The sequence below is a fragment of the Bacteroides sp. AM07-18 genome, from assembly GCF_003602695.1.
In the GTDB taxonomy this organism is placed as follows: domain Bacteria; phylum Bacteroidota; class Bacteroidia; order Bacteroidales; family Bacteroidaceae; genus Bacteroides; species Bacteroides uniformis.
Window position 1 is genome coordinate 1 of the sequence record NZ_QTLM01000006.1, and the last position, 18,695, is coordinate 18,695.

Annotated in this window: 18 protein-coding genes; 10 read left to right on the plus strand and 8 right to left on the minus strand. The window is 49.1% G+C overall.

What is annotated here, in order from left to right; all coding sequences use genetic code 11:
- The first annotated feature begins 118 nt into the window (after positions 1-118).
- The 4 genes from DW096_RS09865 to DW096_RS09880 all read left to right on the plus strand — a co-directional run bounded on the left by DW096_RS09865 (position 119) and on the right by DW096_RS09880 (position 3,444).
- A complete protein-coding gene (locus tag DW096_RS09865; protein WP_005824875.1) occupies positions 119-430 on the plus strand; it encodes a metal-sulfur cluster assembly factor in 312 nt (103 codons plus the stop codon).
- A gap of 39 nt (positions 431-469) precedes the next feature.
- Positions 470-1,234, plus strand: a complete 765-nt coding sequence (locus DW096_RS09870; RefSeq protein ID WP_005824878.1) for a UDP-2,3-diacylglucosamine diphosphatase — start codon at positions 470-472, stop codon at positions 1,232-1,234.
- A gap of 41 nt (positions 1,235-1,275) precedes the next feature.
- The gene (locus DW096_RS09875; RefSeq protein WP_118930977.1) at positions 1,276-3,132 is read left to right on the plus strand and encodes a ChbG/HpnK family deacetylase; all 1,857 of its coding nucleotides are present in this window, start codon (positions 1,276-1,278) and stop codon (positions 3,130-3,132) included.
- Between the two features lie 99 nt (positions 3,133-3,231).
- A complete protein-coding gene (locus DW096_RS09880) occupies positions 3,232-3,444 on the plus strand; it encodes a hypothetical protein (RefSeq protein ID WP_005824882.1) in 213 nt (70 codons plus the stop codon).
- A 106-nt stretch (positions 3,445-3,550) separates the two neighbouring features.
- Here the strand turns inward: DW096_RS09880 and DW096_RS09885 are convergent, their stop codons facing one another.
- The 3 genes from DW096_RS09885 to pta all read right to left on the minus strand — a co-directional run bounded on the left by DW096_RS09885 (position 3,551) and on the right by pta (position 7,369).
- The gene (locus tag DW096_RS09885) at positions 3,551-4,951 is read right to left on the minus strand and encodes an alkaline phosphatase (RefSeq protein WP_005824885.1); all 1,401 of its coding nucleotides are present in this window, start codon (positions 4,949-4,951) and stop codon (positions 3,551-3,553) included.
- Positions 4,952-5,131: 180 nt separating this feature from the next.
- A complete protein-coding gene (locus DW096_RS09890; protein WP_005824887.1) occupies positions 5,132-6,328 on the minus strand; it encodes an acetate/propionate family kinase in 1,197 nt (398 codons plus the stop codon).
- A gap of 21 nt (positions 6,329-6,349) precedes the next feature.
- Positions 6,350-7,369 (minus strand): phosphate acetyltransferase, encoded by a 1,020-nt coding sequence (gene pta / locus DW096_RS09895; protein WP_005824889.1) that lies wholly within the window; start codon positions 7,367-7,369, stop codon positions 6,350-6,352.
- Positions 7,370-7,691: 322 nt separating this feature from the next.
- On the opposite strand from pta, the gene DW096_RS09905 reads away from it, so the two are divergent.
- Genes DW096_RS09905 through DW096_RS09920 form a run of 4 tightly spaced genes read left to right on the plus strand, consistent with a single transcriptional unit; the run spans position 7,692 to position 10,748 of the window.
- Positions 7,692-8,030 carry a CidA/LrgA family protein gene (locus DW096_RS09905; protein ID WP_005824896.1) on the plus strand — a complete coding sequence of 113 codons (339 nt, stop codon included), beginning with the start codon at positions 7,692-7,694 and terminating at the stop codon, positions 8,028-8,030.
- Complete coding sequence (locus DW096_RS09910) at positions 8,027-8,722, plus strand: LrgB family protein (RefSeq protein ID WP_005824898.1); 696 nt, start codon at positions 8,027-8,029, stop codon at positions 8,720-8,722. Before DW096_RS09905 ends, DW096_RS09910 begins: the two co-directional genes overlap by 4 nt.
- 52 nt (positions 8,723-8,774) lie before the next feature.
- A complete protein-coding gene (locus DW096_RS09915; protein WP_005824900.1) occupies positions 8,775-9,689 on the plus strand; it encodes a DUF2156 domain-containing protein in 915 nt (304 codons plus the stop codon).
- 42 nt (positions 9,690-9,731) lie between these two features.
- Positions 9,732-10,748 (plus strand): GNAT family N-acetyltransferase, encoded by a 1,017-nt coding sequence (locus DW096_RS09920; RefSeq protein WP_120028743.1) that lies wholly within the window; start codon positions 9,732-9,734, stop codon positions 10,746-10,748.
- A gap of 2 nt (positions 10,749-10,750) precedes the next feature.
- On the opposite strand, the gene DW096_RS09925 is transcribed toward DW096_RS09920, so the two are convergent.
- The 4 genes from DW096_RS09925 to folP form a co-directional block, all read right to left on the minus strand.
- Positions 10,751-12,070, minus strand: coding sequence for a TldD/PmbA family protein (locus DW096_RS09925; RefSeq protein WP_005834721.1), 1,320 nt, complete (start codon positions 12,068-12,070; stop codon positions 10,751-10,753).
- 22 nt (positions 12,071-12,092) lie between these two features.
- Entirely contained in the window at positions 12,093-13,631 is a 1,539-nt protein-coding gene (locus DW096_RS09930) for a TldD/PmbA family protein (RefSeq protein WP_005824906.1), read from the minus strand.
- Between the two features lie 79 nt (positions 13,632-13,710).
- Positions 13,711-14,475: a diadenylate cyclase CdaA gene (gene cdaA / locus DW096_RS09935; protein ID WP_005824908.1), complete on the minus strand. Its 765-nt coding sequence runs from the start codon at positions 14,473-14,475 to the stop codon at positions 13,711-13,713.
- A 25-nt stretch (positions 14,476-14,500) separates the two neighbouring features.
- Entirely contained in the window at positions 14,501-15,352 is an 852-nt protein-coding gene (gene folP, locus DW096_RS09940; protein WP_118930975.1) for a dihydropteroate synthase, read from the minus strand.
- 184 nt (positions 15,353-15,536) lie between these two features.
- Here folP and murF point away from each other — a divergent pair, with 184 nt between their 5' ends.
- Positions 15,537-16,835, plus strand: coding sequence for a UDP-N-acetylmuramoyl-tripeptide--D-alanyl-D-alanine ligase (gene murF / locus DW096_RS09945; protein ID WP_005834715.1), 1,299 nt, complete (start codon positions 15,537-15,539; stop codon positions 16,833-16,835).
- 2 nt (positions 16,836-16,837) lie between these two features.
- Here murF and DW096_RS09950 read toward each other — a convergent pair whose 3' ends face one another.
- Positions 16,838-17,221 (minus strand): VanZ family protein, encoded by a 384-nt coding sequence (locus DW096_RS09950; protein WP_005824913.1) that lies wholly within the window; start codon positions 17,219-17,221, stop codon positions 16,838-16,840.
- 103 nt (positions 17,222-17,324) lie between these two features.
- Here DW096_RS09950 and DW096_RS09955 point away from each other — a divergent pair, with 103 nt between their 5' ends.
- Positions 17,325-18,692: a sodium-dependent transporter gene (locus DW096_RS09955; protein ID WP_057281369.1), complete on the plus strand. Its 1,368-nt coding sequence runs from the start codon at positions 17,325-17,327 to the stop codon at positions 18,690-18,692.
- Positions 18,693-18,695 lie beyond the last annotated feature (3 nt).

The following is an 18,695-nucleotide window of genomic DNA, read 5'->3' on the forward strand; positions in this document are numbered from 1 at the left end:
TAGTTTGTAAATGTGTCTACCTATATCAGGATAAGACAAAAGGAGGGCGTTCCTTTGCATTTTCAATTAAATTCCATAGCTTTGTTCTTTGAAAACCTATATATAAAACCCTACGAATATGACCAAATTTGAAATAGAAGAGAAAATAGTCTCCATGCTCAAGACCGTATTCGACCCGGAAATACCGGTAAATGTATACGACCTGGGACTGATTTACAAAATAGACGTCTCCGACCAGGGAGAAGCCTCCATCGACATGACGCTGACTGCCCCCAACTGTCCGGCAGCCGACTTCATCATGGAAGATGTGCGCCAGAAGGTGGAATCCATCGACGGCGTAACCTCCGCCACCATCAATCTCGTCTTCGAACCCGAGTGGGACAAGGACATGATGAGCGAAGAAGCGAAACTGGAGCTGGGATTCCTTTAAATCAGTTGAAAGTTCAAAGTTGAAAATGGAAAGTTGAAAATGAAGAATGTATATTTCCTCTCGGATGCTCACCTGGGCTCACGAGCCATCGAACACGGACGAACCCAAGAACGGAGGCTGGTCAACTTCTTGGACAGCATCAAGCACAAGGCATCGGCCGTATACCTGCTGGGAGACATGTTCGACTTCTGGTACGAATTCCGTACCGTAGTGCCCAAAGGATACACCCGCTTTCTGGGCAAGCTGTCCGAACTGACCGACCTGGGAGTAGAAGTCCACTTTTTCACGGGAAACCATGACCTTTGGTGCGGCGACTATCTGACCAAGGAGTGCGGCGTCATGATACACCGCGAACCGCTGACCACCGAAATCTTCGGAAAAGAGTTCTACCTTGCCCACGGTGACGGGCTAGGCGACCCGGACAAGAAGTTCAAGATGCTGCGCGCCATGTTCCGCAGCCGTACCCTACAGACGCTGTTCTCTGCCCTGCACCCCCGCTGGAGCATGGAGCTGGGACTGAACTGGGCCAAGCACAGCCGCTTGAAACGCATAGACGGGAAAGAACCCGCATACATGGGAGAAAACAACGAATACCTGGTGCTCTACACCAAGGAATACCTGAAAAGCCATCCCAACATCAACTACTTCATCTACGGTCACCGCCACATCGAACTGGACCTGATGCTGAGCAGTACTGCCCGCATCCTCATCCTCGGCGACTGGATAAACTACTTCTCGTACGCCGTCTTTGACGGCGAGAACCTCTTCCTTGAGAATTTTGTGGAGGGAGAGACGAAGCTATAACCCGCATTTCCAAACTGTTAACCATCATACCATTACCACCCATGAAACCTTTAAGACTGAAAAACATGATTGCCGGATGCCTGCTCGCAGCAGGAGCATTGCCGGTATGGGGACAATCCGGCGCCCCGACACTTGTCATCCGCATTGACGATCTCGGTGCCCTGCATTCCGTCAACGAAGCCTGCATCCAGACCTACCGCTCGGGTATTGCCCGCAGCGTGGAAGTGATGCCCGTAGCAGCCTGGTATCCGGAAGCCATCAAGATGCTGAAAGAAAATCCGGGACTGGACGTCGGCCTGCACCTCGTCATCACCAGCGAGTGGGAGAACGTGAAGTGGCGTCCGCTGACCCACTGCCCCAGCCTGACGGACGAGAACGGCTATTTCTACCCGATGATGTTCCCTAACCCCGCCTATCCGGGACAGTCCATCATGGAGCAGAAATGGGACATCAAGGAGATAGAGCAGGAGTTCCGCGCACAGATAGAGACGACGCTGAAAAGCATTCCGCAACTCAGCCATCTGTCCGGACACATGCTCTCCACCGGTTTCAGCAAAGAAGTGAACGAGCTGGTGCAACGGCTCGCCAAAGAATACAACCTGCCGTCCATCGACCGCATGGACTCCTCCAAGGACTACCGGTTTACCTACATCGGGTACGACGGCCCCAAAAGAACCGCCGAAGAAAAGGAGGCCAGCTTCATCAAAGCATTGGAGAAGTTGCAGCCGGACCAGCGCTACCTTTTCTTAGACCACCCGGCACTGGACAACGATGAAATGAAAACCGTCTTCCACATCGGATATGAGGACGTGGCGCTGGACCGCCAGGGAGTGACCGACCTGCTGACAAGCCCCCGCGTCCGGAAAGCCATTGAAGACAAAGACATAAAGCTGATTTCCATCAACCAACTGACCAAGGGCCTGCCCCGCGCCGCCGCTACTCCGAAGCTGGACAAGGCCATGAACAGATATCTGGATGCCGTAAAGAAAGCCGGACAAGACCTGCACAGTATCATGATTGTGCAACACGGCAATGTCATTGCCGAAGAATGGATGGGCGAAGGGAAAGAGGATGAGCCTCACATCCTGAACTCCGTCAGCAAGACATTCACCGCCACCGCCGTGGGACTTGCCGCCTCCGAAGGCAGGCTGAAGCTGACGGACAAGGTCATCTCCTTCTTCCCCGACAAGCTTCCGGCAACCGTCAGCGAAAATCTGGCAGCCATGACCGTACGCGACCTGCTGACCATGAACTGCGGGCACGACACCGACCCCACCGGAACGGTACGCAAAAAGGCGGACGCCGATTGGGTGCAGGAGTTCCTTGCCTTCCCCGTGGAGCACAAGCCCGGTACCTTCTACACCTACAACAGCCTGGGAACCTACATGCTCTCAGCCATCGTACAGAAAGTGACGGGCGAGAAAGTGGTGGATTATCTCTATCCCCGTCTGTTCCGCCCACTTGGCATCGTCAACGCCCGGTGGCAGGAAAGCCCGCAAGGCATCAATACCGGAGGCTGGGGGTTGTACCTCAAAACGGAAGACCTTGCCAAGATGGGACAACTGTTCCTGCAGAAAGGAAACTGGAACGGACAGCAGATTCTGCCCGAAGAATGGGTAAAGGAGGCATCTGCCTGCCAAGTGCCCTCACTGCCCGCCGGCATGAAACCGGAGATGCTGAAGAAAGCGAAGATGAGCGCCAAGACAAGCGACTGGCTGCAGGGCTACGGCTACCAGATGTGGCGCTGCCGCCACAACGCCTACCGTGCCGATGGTGCCAACGGACAATACATACTGGTGTTGCCGGACAAGGATGCTGTCATTGCCGTCACCGCCAACATCCCCGACATGCAGGCAGAGCTGAATCTAATATGGAAGTACCTGCTGCCCGCGCTATAAAACGTTTATTCTTATAAATGATTACGAAAAAGTGAAGGTTACCGGAACTTTTTCCCGGCATGGTTGTAGTAACATCATAACATTAAAAACATTAGCGTCATGGATGATATGATTTACAGAAACGACCCGATTGCCGAAGAGAACATAGACCCGCACGGACGTCCGGCAACGGATGAATTCGAGGAATGGAGCGAAGAGGTCTCCGAACGGACAGATACCGGATACAAGGACCAGAAAGTAAAATCCGCCAAGGAACGGGAGAAACGTATCCGGGAGATGGATGAAATTATAAAGAAGGACCTTAAGGAATAAATAGACAGCCACCACAGATAGCACAGATTCTCACAGATTAGTCTCTTATACTTGATATCAGAGCTTCCAATCTGTGAGAATCCGTGTAATCTGTGGTGACTGTCTATTATTTGTATCCGCCAGCCTTGGCTATGCGTTTCGGGATTTCCGTGTTGTCCATCTTACCCACGAACAGCTTGGAGCCTGCACCTACTGCGAATACCGGCACATATCCGGCTGTATGGCCACCGCTGGTCCAGCCTACCATGGCAATCTGGCTCATTACCTTCTTGGCGGCAACGGCCAGGGGCTCAGTCTTGGCATAAAGACTTTCCTCAAACACTACATGCTTGTTCACAAATGATTCTTCGTAAGCATCACGCAGCATCTTCTCCTGCTCCCAGCTCACCGGCAGCTCTTTCCAGAAACCCATCTTTTCTGCCAGGAATTCCTTCATTTCCGGCCAGTTGATAACCTTGCGCATCTTGCGTAAATCCGTGATGGAACGTGAAAGGATATCCTGAGACTGCTTCTGCTTGGCAAGGGCTTTCAGTTGAAGCTCGTACTTACCGGTACCCAGCCCCAGACCGCCGGTTTCATGGTCGGCAGTTACCACAATCAGCGTTTCTTTGGGATGCTTCTTATAGAACTCGTAAGCCACCTTGATGGCGTTGTCCATATCCACCACTTCCTCAAAGACTGTGGCGGGGTCGTTTCCGTGGCAGGCCCAGTCAATCTTTCCACCTTCAACCATCAGGAAGAAACCCTTGTTACTGCCTTTGGTCAGGAAAGAGATGGCACTCTCGGTAATTTCGGCCAGTGTCAGGTCGCCTTCCTGGCGGTCGATGGCATAGGGCAGACAAGAAGGCTCTGCCCCTTCTTTCTGGATAAGAATCATCTTGTCCGCCTGGGCAGACTTCGACTTGTATTCGTCAAGGCCTCTTGCAACGGTATAGCCGGCTTCTTCAAAGATAGGGAAGATGCTCGGAGCCTCTTTCTTGTCGGCAGTAGTAGTCGGTTTCAAGAAACCACCGCCTGCATAGAAGTCGAAACCGGCTTTCGGCAGGTCGAGGGCTATCTCGTAATACATACCACGGTCCGGCTGGTGGGCATAGAATGCAGCGGGAGTAGCATGGTCTACACTGACGCTGGTAGTTACCCCAACTTTCTTACCGGACTTTTTGGCTCTCTCGGCCACACTCTGAAGCACACTCTTGTTATCGTCCATACCAATGGCGCCGTTATAGGTCTTTGCACCGGTAGCCAGGGCTGTTCCGGCAGCAGAAGAGTCAGTCACCGAGTTGGTGGCAGAAAAGGTAGTTGCCATGCTGGCAACCGGGAAAGAAGTGAACAGCAAAGGCTTTACACCGATGCGCCCTTCTTGTTCGGCCAGATACATCTCCGTACCGTTCACCTGGTTCACACCCATTCCATCACCGATGAAATAAAACACGTACTTCGCCTGCTGGGCATAGGCCATGCCGCTGGTCAGCAGTACAAAGAACAACACATACATTAATCGTTTCATAAGCAGTTCTTATTTAAAGTTATTCGGAAAATTGCCTTTATTGTTTTTAACCGAGTAACAAAGATAAGGATTTTAAAGGATTCGGAAAACATTTCGCCCCTACAAATACATTACATATTTGCAGGGGCGAAACCACATCCGGACTCCGGGAAGCCGGAACCGGGAAATATTACAGCGATATTACTTCTTCAGAATATCCATCGTGTCCGAAGCAATCATCAGTTCCTCGTCAGTGGGGATTACCACCACCTTCACCTGAGAATCTTCGGTAGAGATAACCATTTCTTCACCGCGTACTTTGTTCTTCTCGGCATCCAGCTTTATGCCCATGAATTCCAGGCCTTCACATGCACCCCAGCGGGCACTTGCCTGATTCTCGCCGACACCACCGGTAAATACCACGATATCCACACCACCCAAAGCAGCGGCATAGGCACCGATATATTTCTTGATGCGGTAGAAGTACATTTCTTCAGCCAGAACAGCCTTCGGATTACCGGCAGCTACGGCATTTTCCAGGTCGCGCATGTCACTGGATTCACCGAAGATACCCAGCACACCGCTCTTCTTGTTCAGCAGGTTGGAGATGCCGTTGGCATCCAGACCCTCTTTCTCCATGATGAAAGAAACGGCACCGGCATCAATATCACCGCTACGGGTACCCATCATCAAACCTTCCAGCGGGGTCAAGCCCATGCTGGTGTCTACACACTTACCGTCCTTGATGGCAGTAATGGAACCACCGTTGCCAATGTGGCAAGTGATGATTTTCTTTCCTTCCGGCTCTACACCCAGAAACTCGCAGACGCGCTGCGATACGTAGCGGTGTGAGGTTCCGTGGAAACCATAACGGCGTACGCCGTACTTTTCATAAAGTTCGTAAGGCACGGCATACAGATAGGCATGCTTCGGCATGGTCTGGTGGAAAGCCGTATCGAACACACCAATCTGCGGAACATTAGGCAGAATGGCAGATATTGCATTTACACCCTTCAGGTTAGCAGGATTGTGGAGCGGAGCCAGGTCGTTGCAGGCAGTGAAGGCGGCAAGCACTTCCGGCGTCAGCCGTACAGACTCGCTGAACTTTTCGCCCCCATGCACCATACGGTGACCTACGGCATTGATTTCGTCCAAAGACTTGATGGCTCCATATTCAGGGCTTGTCAAGGTGTTCAGGATAAATTCCACACCTACGGTATGCTCTGGAATGTCCTTCTCAAGAACTTTCTTCTCGCCACTGGGCAAGGTGAACTTCAGGAAAGAGTCCTTCAAACCAATTTTTTCGATACCACCCTGGGCGATAACTTCTTTCCGGTCCATATTAAACAATTTGTATTTGATGGACGAGCTACCGCAGTTCAATACTAAGATTTTCATACTATATATCAGATTTAAAAGTTATTCAGCATTCTTTTTGGCAGCAATGGCCTGGTTGGCAGTGATGGCAATCATGCGGTACACATCCTCGATGGAGCAACCGCGTGAAAGGTCGTTCACCGGACGGGCGATACCTTGCAGGATAGGTCCTACGGCATCAGCATGTCCCAGACGTTGCACCAGTTTGTAGGAGATGTTGCCCACTTCGAGGCTGGGGACAACCAATACGTTAGCATGTCCGGCGATAGAAGAACCCGGAGCCTTGCTTGCACCTACTTCCGGTACCAAAGCTGCATCGGCCTGCAACTCACCGTCGATGGCAATATCGGGAGCCATCTCCTTGGCAATCTTCAATGCCTCGACCACCTTGTCCACCACTTCGTGCTTGGCAGAGCCCTTGGTAGAGAAGCTCAGCATGGCAACTTTCGGGTCGAGACCGGCAACTGCCTGGGCTGTACGCGCTGTACATACGGCAATCTGTGCCAATTGTTCTGCATCGGGCACCGGAGTCACAGCCACGTCACCCATCACCAGGATACCGTTCTTTCCATATTCAGGAGCATGTGTCAGCAGCAGCATGGCACCCGAAACGCAAGTGATGCCCGGGGAAGTCTTGATAATCTGCAAAGCAGGGCGAAGTACATTACCCGTAGTGTTGCGTGCACCTGCCAACTGGCCGTCAGCGTCGCCGTTCTTTATAATCAGGCAGCCCAGATAAAGCGGATCGACAACCAACTTGCGAGCCTCTTCGATGGTCATGCCTTTCTTTTTGCGGAGCTCGCAAAGCAGTTGGGCATATTCTTCTTTCTTAGGATGGTCTTCCGGGTCGATAATGGTAGCTTTGTTTATATTTCCCAGCCCCCACTCTTTGGCACAAGCCTCTATCTCGGCAGGTTTTCCAAGGATAATCAAGTCGGCTACTCCGTCAGTCAGGATTTGATTGGCAGCTTTCAGTGTACGCTCTTCCGTACCCTCGGGAAGAACAATTCGTTGGCGGTTTGCTTTGGCACGCTCAACAATTTCGTTAATTAATCTTTGCATGATATTTTAATTGTCTATTAAGAATCGGCAGTATGTGTTATTCACGCCGCAAAAGTACACAATTTTGCAATATCTACATTGCAAACATCGGTCTTTTTACCGCTCAGACCATAATTATTATAATATTTAACATTAGGTATTCCCAGCATTCATGTGTACGCACACGTGCCCCTCTGCAACAAACAATTACCCGTCCGGCAGGAACAACCCGCCCGACTCTACAAACGACATAAAAAAAATCAGGATACAACGATAACAAGCAATACATAGAATACCTACCTTTGCAGCGTTTTCAACGTATAACAATAGGTATTATAATAGTATGATTCGTCAATGCGCCATCCTTTTCGGATGCTTAGCTTTGGGTGAACTGATTGTTTTCTTTACGGGTATCAAGTTACCTTCCAGCATCATCGGTATGCTGTTGCTCACCCTATTCTTGAAATTGGGTTGGATTAAACTGCACTGGGTGCAGGGTATGTCCGACTTCCTGGTTGCCAACCTGGGCTTCTTCTTCGTACCGCCCGGTGTAGCTCTCATGCTTTACTTCGATGTCATCGCCTCCGAGTTCTGGCCGATAGTGACCGCTTCCATAATCAGCACCCTGCTGGTGATTGTAGTCACCGGATGGGTTCATCAACTAACACGTAAAATCAAATGAACTTTTTAGAAAACGAATTTTTCCTATTGGCTGTCACCTTCGGGATTTTCTTTCTGGCCAAACTCCTGCAGAAAAAGACCGGCATCATGTTGCTGAACCCCATCCTGCTGACAATTGCCATCCTCATTGTCTTCCTGAAGATGACACATATCAGTTATGAGACCTACAATGAAGGAGGACATCTGATAGAATTCTGGCTGAAACCCGCTGTTGTGGCCCTGGGAGTCCCCCTATACCTCCAATTGGAAACGATTAAGAAACAGCTGCTCCCCATCATGCTGTCACAACTTGCCGGCTGCATTGTGGGAGTTATCTCTGTCGTGCTGATAGCTAAATTGATGGGGGCTTCCGACGAGATTATCTACTCCCTGGCGCCCAAGTCGGTCACTACGCCGATAGCCATGGAAGTAACCAAGTCGCTGGGCGGCATTCCCTCACTTACCGCCGCCGTAGTGGTCTGTGTAGGCTTGCTGGGAGGAATACTGGGCTTCAAGACCATGAAACTGACCCACATCGGCAGTCCTATGGCACAAGGCCTTTCCTTGGGAGCCGCCGCCCACGCGGTAGGAACTTCCACAGCCATGGACATCAGCCGCAAATACGGCGCATTCGCCAGCCTCGGCCTGACCCTGAACGGTATTTTCACTGCATTGCTGACCCCAACTATTCTGCGATTATTAGGGCTACTCTAACAAAATCTTCTTATTTTTGTTATCTATAATCATAACCAACTAAAAACAACGTATGATTTCATTTAAAGATATCGAATTACAAGACAAAGAACTGATTACTTCCTATACACAGAACAGTCCGCGACGGAATTGTGACCTCTCATTCTCCAACCTATGCAGCTGGCGTTTTCTATACAATACAAAGTTTGCCATCATGGACGGCTTCCTCCTGCTGAAATTCTGGGCAAACGATGAACTGGTGTACATGATGCCGATAGGTAACGGAGATTTGACAAAAGTACTGGACGCACTGGTCGAAGACGCACACCGGGAAGGGGAACCTTTCTGCCTGCTGGGAATATGTTCGGGCATGTGCTCGGAACTGGAAGCCTTCATGCCCGGAAAATTCCAGTTCACAGCAGACCGGGACTATGCCGATTACCTCTATCTGCGTACAGACCTCGCCACGCTTGCCGGAAAGAAATTCCAGTCCAAACGGAATCATGTCAACAAATTCAAACGCACCTATAATTACGAATATACTCCCATCACTCCCGACCGCATCCAGGAATGTCTGGACCTGGAAGCCGAATGGTGTAAGGCCAACAACTGCGACCAGCATGAAGGAACGGGCAACGAACGTCGCGCACTGGTCTACGCCCTCCACAATTTTGAAGAACTGGGATTGACCGGAGGCATCCTGCATGTAGACGGCAAAATTGCCGCCTTCACTTTCGGAATGCCCATCAACCAAGATACCTTCGGAGTACATGTGGAAAAGGCCGACACCAGCATAGACGGAGCGTACGCAATGATTAACTATGAATTTGCCAACCATATCCCCGAACAATATGTCTACCTCAACCGTGAAGAGGATTTGGGTATTGAAGGATTGCGCAAGGCCAAACTTTCGTACCAGCCTGCCATTATTCTGGAAAAATACGTGGCATGCCTGAAAGATGAACCGGTGGAAGCTATCAAATGGTGAGAGTAAGGATTAGAGATTAAGGATTAAAAGGATAAGGGATTGATGATACGGGAAAAGGTAAAGAACTTATGGAAGCTCTGTTTCAATGATAGCGAGGAATTTACTGAACTGTATTTTCGGCTCCGCTACAACAATGATATCAATATTGCCATCCAAAGCGGCGAAGAAGTGATTGCCGCCCTACAGATGTTGCCTTATCCTATGACGTTCGAAGGAGAAGATATTCATACGGCCTATATATCCGGCGCCTGCACACACCCTGATTACCGTAACCGGGGCGTAATGCACGAGCTGTTATCACAAGCCTTTGCACGGATGCTACACAATAATGTCGCCTTATCCACCTTGATACCGGCAGAGCCGTGGCTGTTCGACTACTATGCCCGCAGTGGTTATGCACCCGTATTCCGCTATGCCGAAGAGACTTTTATCGCTTCCGGTACACCGACAGCCGATACGGGCCTTACTTTGGAAATGTCTGCCGAATATACTGAAAAAAGATATGAATATCTCGACCGGAAATTGCGGGAGCGCCCTTGCTGCATCCAGCATACGGAAGAGGATTTCCAGGTTATTATTGCCGATTTACAACTGGGGCAGGGCTTCGTTTGCACATTGAGCAATGGGGAGGAAATCACGGCTTTGGCCATTACCTATCCGATAGGGAAAGCCAACTGGCGCATTGGAGAAATCGTGTCGGATACTCCCGCAACAAAAACTTTACTGCTTCAACATATCTGCCAAAGCTTGAATCTCCCGTCCATCCGGGTTCTCACTCCTCCCGCTACCGGTGAAAGCCAACTTTTGGGCATGGCACGCATCATCAATGCCAAAACCATGCTGCAACTCTATGCTACGGCCCATCCGGAACTGGAACTCAGCATTCATCTCACCGATGAGCAGGTCAGTGCCAATAACGGCTACTACTACCTGAACAATGGTAAATATATGAATAGTGCCAAGCGTCTGCCGGGCAGCCACTTGGCACTTACAATCGGTGAACTCACCGAAAAAATATTTGCAACATCAAGCCCATATATGAGCCTGATGTTGAACTAGCATTATAATCCGCTGAAGTCGACTCCCTCAAATACCAGCGAAGGAATCTGCCATGAACGGTTCGGTTGAGGGTCATTGCCCACAGCAACCAAGGAATTCCATAAAGTAACCATGTTACCCGTCACATTCATTTCGTTGACGGGCTGTGTCAGCTTGCCGTCTTCAATAAGGAAACCCTCTATACCATAAGAGAAGTCACCGGTACTGCTATTGCTGTTACCGCCATTGAAGCCCGTAACCAAGATGCCTTGTTTAATATCTGCAACCAATCCGTTCAGGTCCTTATCGCCCGGTGTCAGAATTAGACGTGAAGGTGCACTGATAGTAGGAGCTATATCCATCTTCTTACCATTGTAGGTATCGATGAAATAAGTTTTCAGCACGCCTTTGTCAAAAACAGTGCGGGGTTCGGTAGCCACACCCTCATTATCGAAATAGCGTGAACCGTTTGCACCGATAGCATGCGGCTCGTCACGCAACGTGAAGAGGTCGGAAGCCACTTTCGTATCCAGCTTATCCATCAGGAAGGAGTTCTTTTGTTGCAAAGCACTGCCATACAATGCACTTAGCATCGGACTGAGCAGGTTTCCCACATTCATAGGGTCAACCACCATTGTATATTTACCCGACTTTGCTTTCTTCTGTCCCAGCTTGCGCAATACGCGTTCCAATGCCTTGGCACCGATTCCCGTCTTCGTCAATTTATCATAGAACAGAGCCGAGTCGTACCAGTAATCCTGAGGGCGAGCTTCGCCCTCTCCCTTAATGGATACACTGGCTGAGACAGAGAACCAGGTACTCTTCGACTCGCCTTCAAATCCGTTGCTTATCAAACGATAGGAAGAACCCTCGCCATCACTATAAGAAGAATCAACCGAAATGATACGCTCATCCTTGCCCAATACCTCCTCTGCAGCAGCACGTGCAATCGCCACTTTATCATCCGGGTTGACTTCATAGAGTTTCTTGTCAAAAAGCTGCAAGTCAGGCTTGCCTCCTTTATAGTAGCGTGCAGGGTCGGCCAGCATACGCGACTCATCCACCGCCAGATAGCGGGTAGACTCTATACCATTCGTGATAAGAGTTTCCAATTCTTTCTTATCCAGCCGATTGGTGGAAAAAGAGCCGAAACGTCCGTCCACATAAAGATTCAATCCCAAACCATTCTCCGTAGACTGCTGCAAACGGTCCATTTTGCCGTCACGCAGTTCAAAAGAAGAATTAGAATTTGTATATAGCACCAGTTTGGCTGCCTGGCAACCGTTCTTCAAGGCATATTCCATTGCCCATTGTGCCAATTTCTTATTGTCGTCTGTAATCATGTCTTTAATTGATAGTTGATAATTAACTTTCTCCTCCTACAGTCAGCTTGCTGACTAGTGCCGATGGCATACCGCAGGTAACGGGACAAGACTGACCGTCTTTACCACAGGTCCAAGTACCGTTGTCAATCTTATCGTTATTTGCCACCATCGTGATGTCAGCCAATGCTTTCGGACCATTACCGATGATATTTATATCCTTGACGGGCTGCGTCAACTTGCCATCCTCAATCAAGTAACCCGACTTCACAAAGAAGGTAAAGTCTCCGGCACCGATTTGCACCTGGCCATTGGTAAACTGGTCACAATAGATACCTTTCTTCACGGTGGAGATAATGTCCGCTTCCTTCATATTGCCGGCTTCCATATAAGTGGCACGCATACGGGGGATAGGAGTATTACGGAAAGTATCGCGACGTCCGTTTCCAGTAGGAGCCACCCCATAATGCTTGGCACTGATGCGGTCGTGCAGATAACTGGTCAGGATACCTTCCTTCACGATATAGGTTTTCTGGCCTTCCACACCCTCATCGTCGAAATTCACGGCTCCACGATTGAAAGCGATGGTACCGTCATCCACCACGTTGATATGCTCATCGCACACCTTCTTTCCCAAAAGGTCGCAGAAAATGGAAGTACGTTTACGGTTGAAGTCAGCCTCAAAAGCATGTCCTATGGCTTCGTGCAACAAGATACCCGAACCGCCAGCCCCCATCACGACGGGCATTTCGCCACCTTTGGGTTTCACAGCCTTGAACAAGATAGCAGTCTTATCCACCGCCTCACGTGCAATAATATCCACGATGTCATCCGTCATGAATTCAAAACCCTTGCGGTAAGAACGACCGGCATAACCGTTCTCCATCTTTCCATTCTCTTCCATGATGCAGACTGCCATAAAAGAAACCATCGGACGGTAGTCGTAGTAGCTCACGCCCTCGGAATTACAGAACAGCACGTGCGATGTACTGTCAGAAAGAGAAGCCTGCACCTTACGTACACGATTGTCCAAAGAGAAAATCTTTTCGTTCAGCTTTTCTAAATAAGGTATTTTTGCCTTGACACTCACGTCCTCCCAAGGTTCAGTGACGGCATAGCGGCTTTTGGTAATTGTCTTTTCCGTCAGTCCTACAGATTTTCCGGCCTTGCCCGAAGAGGCGATACGGGCAGCAGTACGTGCAGCACGCAGCATTTCTTCCATAGTTACCCCTTCCACATAAGCATACCCCGTCTGGTCGCCTGCCAATACGCGTACGCCCATACCGAAGTCAATGTTAGCTCCACAGTTGTTTACTTTGCCGTCCATCAGAACCACACTGTTGTTGAATGTGTGTTCAAAATAAAGGTCGGCATAATCGCCGCCTTTTTCCAGAGCGGCAGCCATCACTTTCTTCAAGTCAGCCTCCGTCACACCGAAGTGAACCATTGCCGAAGCTACGGCAGACTGATTATCTGCTCCTCCTAAAGCTCCGCGTACTGACGCAGGCATAGCCAACGAGGGTACTGCCAGCGAACCTAACATCGCCAGACTTCCCGTCCGTAAGAAATTTCGTCTATCCATCCTTTTCAGTTATTAGTTATAAGATATTGTTTTTTATATCATAGTTATATGACGTAAAAATAGGAGATTTTGTCACACCTTAGCTTTCCTTTGTTAACAAACTTTCCAATTCCTCTGCATTCAGACGCAGATAGAATTGTCCTTTGTAAGCCACTGAAATACCTCCGGTCTCCTCCGATACAATGATGGCATGCGCATCAGACACCTGGGAAATCCCCATGGCAGCACGATGCCTCAGCCCCAGTTCCTTAGGAATGTCCAGATTATGGGAAACAGGCAGGATACATCCCGCCGCTTTGATACGTTTCTTACTGATAACCATCGCTCCATCGTGCAACGGACTGTTCTTAAAGAAAATATTCTCAATCAGACGCTGGTTTATATCGGCATTGATAATCTCTCCCGTACGCACCACGTCATCCAAAGGCAAATTATGTTCAATGACAATCAAGGCACCAACCTTCTGCTTCCCCATGCTGATACATGCCATTACCACCGGCATAATGTCGTCATGTTCCAACTTCTCTTTCTTATTGCCGGTGAAGAAGCGCACCAGCGCACTGGCATGCTGATGCGAGCCGAGTGTCAGCAAGAAGCGCCGTATCTCGTCCTGAAACAAAATGATAAGCGCCAACACGCCCACACTGACCAGCTTGTCGAAGATGGAGCCGAGCAATTTCATCTCCAGCACCTGCGACACCACCAGCCATATCAAGATAAACACCAGGATACCCGTAAACACATTGATAGAGCCGGAGGCTTTCATCAGCTTATACGTATAGTACAGCAAGAAAGCCACTAACAGAATATCTATAAAATCTTTTATTCCAAATTCAAAAAACACGGTGAATTGAGTTATAAGTTATAAGTTATGAGTTATTTCGCATGGCTTGCACAATCCGTACGGTTTCCACGGCTTCTTTCACGTCGTGTACGCGGAGGATGTCAGCACCTTTCAGCAAACAGATGGTATCGAGCACCGTAGTACCATTCAGCGCCTCCTGAGGAGTAATGTCCAACAAGCGGTATATCATCGATTTACGTGAAACGCCTACCAGCAAAGGCAACTCAAAAATACGGAACTCTTCCAGATGGGACAGCAATTCATAGTTATGCTCCATTGTCTTTCCAAAGCCGAAACCGGGGTCCAGAATGATGTCTTTTACACCTAAGTCACGTAATTGCTGCACCTTGCGCGCAAAATACAAGAAAACCTCTTTCAGAAGATTGTCGTAATGAGGATGCTGCTGCATACTTTGCGGAGTGCCTTGCATGTGCATCATAATATAAGGTACGTTCAATGCCGCAACGGTATGGAACATATTCGCATCCATCTCACCGGCCGCAATATCATTGATGATGGCAACACCATACTCCTCCACACACATTCTTGCCACATCCGCCCTAAAAGTGTCTACCGACACCACAGCATCCGGCTGTATCTCAAAAAGTATTTTCAGGCCCATACGCAACCGTTCCATCTCTTCCCTGGCAGAGACATTGTCGGCATTGGGACGGGAAGAGTAAGCGCCTATGTCAATAATGACCGCTCCCTCCGAAACTATCTGTTTCACCCGGCGTGCTATTTCCGCCTCTGTCTGTGTACGGCTACCGGCATAAAAGGAATCGGGAGTAACGTTCAGTATGCCCATGACACGGGGTTGAGAGAGGTCGAGCAGCGAACCGTTGACATTTATATATCGGGCAGTTGTAATTTCCATAGGCAGTCTGTTCTATATAGTACCTGCAAATGTAAACAAAAAAGTGGTTTCAAAATACATAAACTCATAAAACTGATAAGTTTTTTGCTTGTACCCGGGAAGGGAGAGGATTAAAACTATATCTTTGCACGATGGTTTACCACAGATTACACAGATTCACACAGATTGATTTAATTATAAAGTCATGGATATAACAGCTATACATCAGATATTCCTAACATGCACCAGTGTCACTACTGACAGCCGTAACTGCCCCCAAGGCTCTTTATTCATTGCGCTGAAAGGCGAGTCGTTCAACGGAAATGCCTTTGCCGCCCGAGCGCTGGAAAGCGGAAGTGCTTATGCCATAGTGGACGAAGAAGCCTATGCCCCTGAAGGCGATACACGATACATCGTGGTGGAAAACAGCTTGAAAACCTTGCAACAACTTGCCAATTACCACCGTCGGCAGATGCGTACACCCATCATCGGCATTACGGGTACAAACGGAAAGACTACTACCAAGGAACTGATGTCCACCGTACTTTCGCAAACTCACAACGTGCTCTATACCTTGGGAAATTTGAACAATCACATCGGTGTTCCCCTCACCTTGCTCCGCCTGCGCCCTGAACACGACCTTGCCGTGGTGGAAATGGGTGCCAGCCACCCGGGAGACATCAAGGAGCTGGTAGAGATAGCCGAACCTGACTACGGGATCATTACCAACGTAGGAAAAGCCCATCTGGAGGGATTCGGCTCTTTTGAAGGAATCATCAAGACCAAAGGAGAGATGTACGACTATCTGCGGACGCGGAAAGAAGCTACCATCTTTATCCATAACGACAACCCCTACTTGAAAAAGATAGCCTACGGACTCCACCAGATTGCCTACGGCAGTGAGGACGGGCTGTACATCAACGGACACGTCACCGGCAATTCTCCTTACCTCACCTTCGAGTGGAAAACGGACAACGAAAGCAAATATCACGAAGTACAAACCCGGCTTATCGGTGAATATAACTTCCCCAATGCTCTGGCAGCTGTCACCATCGGACATTTTTTTGGTGTGGAACCGGAGAAAATAGACAAGGCACTGGCCGGATATACCCCGCAAAACAACCGTTCACAACTGAAAAAAACAGCGGACAACACTCTGATTATCGATGCCTATAATGCCAATCCCACAAGCATGATGGCTTCCATTAGTAACTTCCGGAACATGCAGGCCGAAAACAAAATGTTGATATTGGGAGATATGCGGGAGTTGGGTAAAGACAGTGCCGACGAGCACCAGAAGATTGCAGACTATCTGGAAGAATGCGGATTCAAGGATGTAGTTCTTGTAGGGGAATTGTTTGCCGCCACACGCCACTCTTATCAGAGTTATCCCGATGTAACCGCACTCATCGCAGAGCTGCAAAGAGAGAAACCTTGCGGGAAAACAATTCTGATAAAAGGGTCGAACGGCATCAAGCTAAGTTCCGTAGTTGAATACTTATAATCCTATTTCATCCTTGGCCTTAAAATGAAATAGCCGACCATTGATGCAAGCACCGCTCCCGTGGTATTGGCCGCAAAATCCAGCCAGTCTCCACCACGGTATGTCGTGCAGTATTCTTGCAGCAACTCCACCATTCCGCTGAACAAAACGGGACAGACAAACGCCCCTGCCCATGCATGCCATAAAGGGGCGTTGTCTCTCCGGTGAGCGCGAAGAAACTCCAGCCACAGCATTCCTGACATGCCGAAATACATACAGATATGCACCACCTTGTCTATATTGGGAATCTTGCTTATTTCTGTAGAAGGCGGTTTAAAGAATGAAAGATAAATCACCGTCAGAATAATAAAAAGCGACACCGGATATTTCTTAATATAATATAGCATATACCAAATTATCAACGAACTGTGCGCAAAAGTACAGAACATTTTCTATATTTGCATGTTTTAGCTGGTATTAATAACGAATTGAAAGAAAAATCTACGTTTTATGACAAAAAGTGACAGAGCCAACTTCGGAAGCAAATTAGGCGTCATACTTGCCTCGGCAGGCTCCGCAGTCGGTTTAGGCAATATCTGGCGTTTCCCGTTTGAGACCGGGAATCACGGAGGTGCGGCATTTATCTTTGTATACCTGGTTTGCGTGCTCATTCTCGGCATCCCCATCATGATTGCAGAATTCCTCATCGGCAGGCGCTCGCGTGCCAATACGGCAAGGGCTTATCAGAAATTGGCACCCGGCACGCATTGGCGCTGGGTAGGACGTATGGGCGTACTGGCCGGATTCCTTATTCTGGGATATTACTCCGTTGTGGCAGGATGGACGCTTGAGTTTATCGGCGAAGCGGCTACCAACAGTTTTGCCGGGAAGTCGGCAGCCGATTTCATCGCATCCTTCAACAGCTTTGTCAGCAACCCCTGGCGTCCGGTCATCTGGCTGGTGCTATTCCTGCTGGCCACCCATCTCATCATTGTCAAAGGAGTGGAAAAAGGTATTGAAAAATCAGCCAAAATCATGATGCCGATGCTATTTGTCCTATTGATAATCCTTGCCATCTGCTCCATATCCCTGCCCGGAGCAGGAGCAGGCATTGAATTCCTGTTGAAACCGGACTTCAGCAAAGTGGACGGCAATGTGTTCCTTGGAGCCATGGGCCAGGCATTTTTCTCCTTGAGCTTGGGGATGGGATGTCTCTGTACATACGCTTCTTACTTCCGCAATGATACGAACCTGCCCAAAACGGCACTCAACGTGGCCGCTATCGACACCATGGTAGCCATTTTGGCAGGATTCATCATCTTCCCTGCCGCCTTCTCTGTAGGCATCAAACCGGATGCGGGTCCCAGTCTGCTATTCATCACCCTACCTAATGTCTTTCAGCAAGCGTTCGGCAATATTCCCTGGCTGGCGATACTGCTGTCTCTGATGTTCTATATCCTACTGGCATTGGCAGCACTTACTTCCACCATTTCCCTGCACGAAGTGGTAACTGCCTATCTACATGAAGAGTTCAAGTTCTCACGCAGCAAGGCAGCCAGATACGTGACAGCGGGCTGTATTTTCTTAGGAGTATTCTGCTCACTGTCTCTCGGTATCGGCAAAAGCTATACCGTATTCGGGCTAAACCTATTCGATTTGTTCGACTTTGTAACGGCCAAGCTAATGCTACCGTTAGGCGGTTTCTTCATTTCCATCTTCATAGGCTGGTATCTAGACAAGAAAATCGTATGGGAAGAAGTCAGCAACAACGGTACCCTGAGAGTAGCCGTCTACAAACTATTGATATTCATCCTGAAATACATTGCCCCGATAGGAATTGCATTGATTTTTATCAATGAGCTGGGTTTTCTGAAATAAGCC

Excerpts from the sequence above, each read along its gene's own strand:
- DW096_RS09865 (WP_005824875.1), top strand. The coding sequence starts at position 119 with ATGACCAAATTTGAAATAGAAGAGAAAATAGTCTCCATGCTCAAGACC.
- DW096_RS09870 (WP_005824878.1), top strand. The coding sequence starts at position 470 with ATGAAGAATGTATATTTCCTCTCGGATGCTCACCTGGGCTCACGAGCC.
- DW096_RS09875 (WP_118930977.1), top strand. The coding sequence starts at position 1,276 with ATGAAACCTTTAAGACTGAAAAACATGATTGCCGGATGCCTGCTCGCA.
- DW096_RS09880 (WP_005824882.1), top strand. The coding sequence starts at position 3,232 with ATGGATGATATGATTTACAGAAACGACCCGATTGCCGAAGAGAACATA.
- DW096_RS09885 (WP_005824885.1), bottom strand. The coding sequence starts at position 4,951 with ATGAAACGATTAATGTATGTGTTGTTCTTTGTACTGCTGACCAGCGGC.
- DW096_RS09890 (WP_005824887.1), bottom strand. The coding sequence starts at position 6,328 with ATGAAAATCTTAGTATTGAACTGCGGTAGCTCGTCCATCAAATACAAA.
- pta (WP_005824889.1), bottom strand. The coding sequence starts at position 7,369 with ATGCAAAGATTAATTAACGAAATTGTTGAGCGTGCCAAAGCAAACCGC.
- DW096_RS09905 (WP_005824896.1), top strand. The coding sequence starts at position 7,692 with ATGATTCGTCAATGCGCCATCCTTTTCGGATGCTTAGCTTTGGGTGAA.
- DW096_RS09910 (WP_005824898.1), top strand. The coding sequence starts at position 8,027 with ATGAACTTTTTAGAAAACGAATTTTTCCTATTGGCTGTCACCTTCGGG.
- DW096_RS09915 (WP_005824900.1), top strand. The coding sequence starts at position 8,775 with ATGATTTCATTTAAAGATATCGAATTACAAGACAAAGAACTGATTACT.
- DW096_RS09920 (WP_120028743.1), top strand. The coding sequence starts at position 9,732 with ATGATACGGGAAAAGGTAAAGAACTTATGGAAGCTCTGTTTCAATGAT.
- DW096_RS09925 (WP_005834721.1), bottom strand. The coding sequence starts at position 12,070 with ATGATTACAGACGACAATAAGAAATTGGCACAATGGGCAATGGAATAT.
- DW096_RS09930 (WP_005824906.1), bottom strand. The coding sequence starts at position 13,631 with ATGGATAGACGAAATTTCTTACGGACGGGAAGTCTGGCGATGTTAGGT.
- folP (WP_118930975.1), bottom strand. The coding sequence starts at position 15,352 with ATGGAAATTACAACTGCCCGATATATAAATGTCAACGGTTCGCTGCTC.
- murF (WP_005834715.1), top strand. The coding sequence starts at position 15,537 with ATGGATATAACAGCTATACATCAGATATTCCTAACATGCACCAGTGTC.
- DW096_RS09950 (WP_005824913.1), bottom strand. The coding sequence starts at position 17,221 with ATGCTATATTATATTAAGAAATATCCGGTGTCGCTTTTTATTATTCTG.
- DW096_RS09955 (WP_057281369.1), top strand. The coding sequence starts at position 17,325 with ATGACAAAAAGTGACAGAGCCAACTTCGGAAGCAAATTAGGCGTCATA.